Source organism: Mycobacterium sp. ZZG (genome assembly GCF_054786995.1).
Genome location: NZ_JBTBFV010000136.1, coordinates 1 through 2,218 on the forward strand (window position 1 = coordinate 1; position 2,218 = coordinate 2,218).

At 70.5% G+C, this 2,218-nt stretch carries 2 pseudogenes; both read left to right on the forward strand.

Annotated features, from left to right (window positions below):
* Positions 1-134 precede the first annotated feature (134 nt).
* Positions 135-1,097 (forward strand): annotated as a pseudogene (locus tag ACXMYJ_RS28955) (GAF domain-containing sensor histidine kinase); the annotation flags it as partial.
* 233 nt (positions 1,098-1,330) lie between these two features.
* Positions 1,331-2,218: pseudogene (locus ACXMYJ_RS28960) on the forward strand (hypothetical protein); the annotation flags it as partial.

Sequence of the window (2,218 nt, forward strand, 5' to 3'; positions counted from 1 at the left end):
ATTCCGACGAGCAAAGGACCCAGGAGCACCGGCGAGACGCAACGCCGGAACCCCAGGCCGCCCACGTCAGAACCGCCCACCCACGCCACGAAAAGACCTCAACTACCCGCCACGTGAAAGATCGAGGCTAACTGATTCGGCTGGAAGATATCTCGGCGCACGCGGCCTCTGTGGGATTCCCGCCCAACCATCCGCCGATGCATACTTTCCTCGGGCCCCGGTGCGCATCCGCGACGAGGTGTTCGGCAACCTGTATCTGACCGACAAGATAGGTGGTGAGCCGTTCAGCGAAGACGACGAGGTGCTGGTACAGGCGTTGGCGGCGGCGGCGAGCATTGCGATCGAGAACGCCCGGCTCTACGAGCAGTCGCGCGCCCGTCAGGAATGGATCGCGGCCACGCGCGACATCGGCACCGAGTGCTGTCCGGGACCGACCTCGCGCGGCGGGACCGGCGCTGGTGCTCCCGTTACGGGCCGTCGACGCCGTTCCTGGCGTGTTGATCGCCGTCAGAGATGTTGGCGCGCAACCGTTCCGGTCCGACGAACTCGACATGATGGCGGCGTTCGCCGATCAGGCCGCACTGGTGTGGCAGCCGACCGGCGCTCAGCGCAGAATGCGGGAACTGAGTGCGGCAGCGGCTTTCGGATTCCGTGGATGACCTCCAGGAGGTCATTGAGGAGATCCGTACGACGATCTTCGACCTGCACGGCGGATCGTCGACCAATCCCCCGGTTGCGCCAGCGACTCGATGGGGCGGTCGGCGTTTCCGGGCTCGGGAATCCGTACGTCGGTGCAGTCCGCCGGACCGCTGTCGGTCGGGAATGCCGCGCCGGCAGACCATGCCGAGGCTGTCGTGCGCGAAGCGGTCAGCAACGCTGTTCGCCACTCCGGATCCACCGTCGTCGCGGTGACGATCACCGTCGACGACGATCTGGTGATCGACGTCCGCGACGACGGCCGCAATATTCGGGCCGACGTCACCGGCAGCGGGCTGGCCAATCTCGCGCAGCGCGCCCGCGACGCCGGGGGTAGCTTCGCGGTCCAACCCTTCCCCGAGGGCGGGACCGTCCTGACGTGGCGCGCGCCGCTGCCGTGACCACCGGGCCGGTGACGCGGCATCCGTGCTGTACCGTCGCGTCTGGCCAGCGTGAGGGTGATTTGTGCGCGCTGGGACGCCGCTACGTTCTGTGACGGGATTGCCTCTCCTTCACAACGGTTGGATAACGCCGGTTCTGTCGCGTCGGTGATTCCGCAAATTGTCGGTTCAGTAAGCCCCGTAACTACGCGGATGTAATTCGCACGGCACGGACGCAGAAGGACTGGGGGCACATGTCTCGGACGAAAAAGAGCATCGTCGTTGTCATGATGGGCAGCGCGGGATTGTTCTTGAGCGCCCCGCTGCTGGGCCCATCGGCAAACGCGAACCCCACCCGGGGCGGCGTTCCGTGCGTGGGCATCCTCCAGCAGATCGTTTCTCGTCCGGGTGACATCCCGCAGGCTCTGACGGACACCGCGCGATCGTTCACCAACCCGGGCCAGCCGGCTCCGCCGGTCGTCGTGCCCCCGGCCAGCTCCTCGTCGTCGATCGGTACGCCGCCGTCGCCCCCGACACCGCCGGCCTCGGTGCTGCGACCGGCCGCGGGTGCGACACCGCCGTCCCCGCCTGTGCCGGGCGCTCCGGCGGTGGGCTCGACAAGCGCTGGGACACCGCCTGTTCCGGGTACGCCGCCCGGATCGGTGGTGACCCCGGCTTCGGGTGCGACCCCGCCGGCGCCCCCCATTCCGGGAACCCCGACGGTGACATCGACCGCAGGCGGTACCCCGCCGCTTCCTCCGGTTCCTGGCGCCCCGGCAGGTGTACCCGTCGCCAATCCGGCTCCACCGGTTCCGCCGGTTCCCGGCCTGCCCGTCGTCGGCGACGGCGGCGCGGCCCTGCCTCCGCTTCCGCCCGCCCCAGGCGGACCTGGCGCGGTGCCCGCCGGTGCGGCTCTTCCGCCGGCCCTGCCCGCCCCGGACGGACCTGGCGCGGTGCCCGCCGGTGCGGCTCTTCCGCCGGCCCCGGCTCCCGGCGCGCCGGTCTTCGGTGAGGCCGGCGCAGTCCCGGCCCCGGGTTTGCCTGCCCCGGCCGCAGCCGGCGTGCCCGGTGGTGGCCCCGGTGGCGGCGCGGCACTCGAGGGTGCTTCCGGTGGGGCGGTCGGCGGTGCCGGCGGCCCGGGC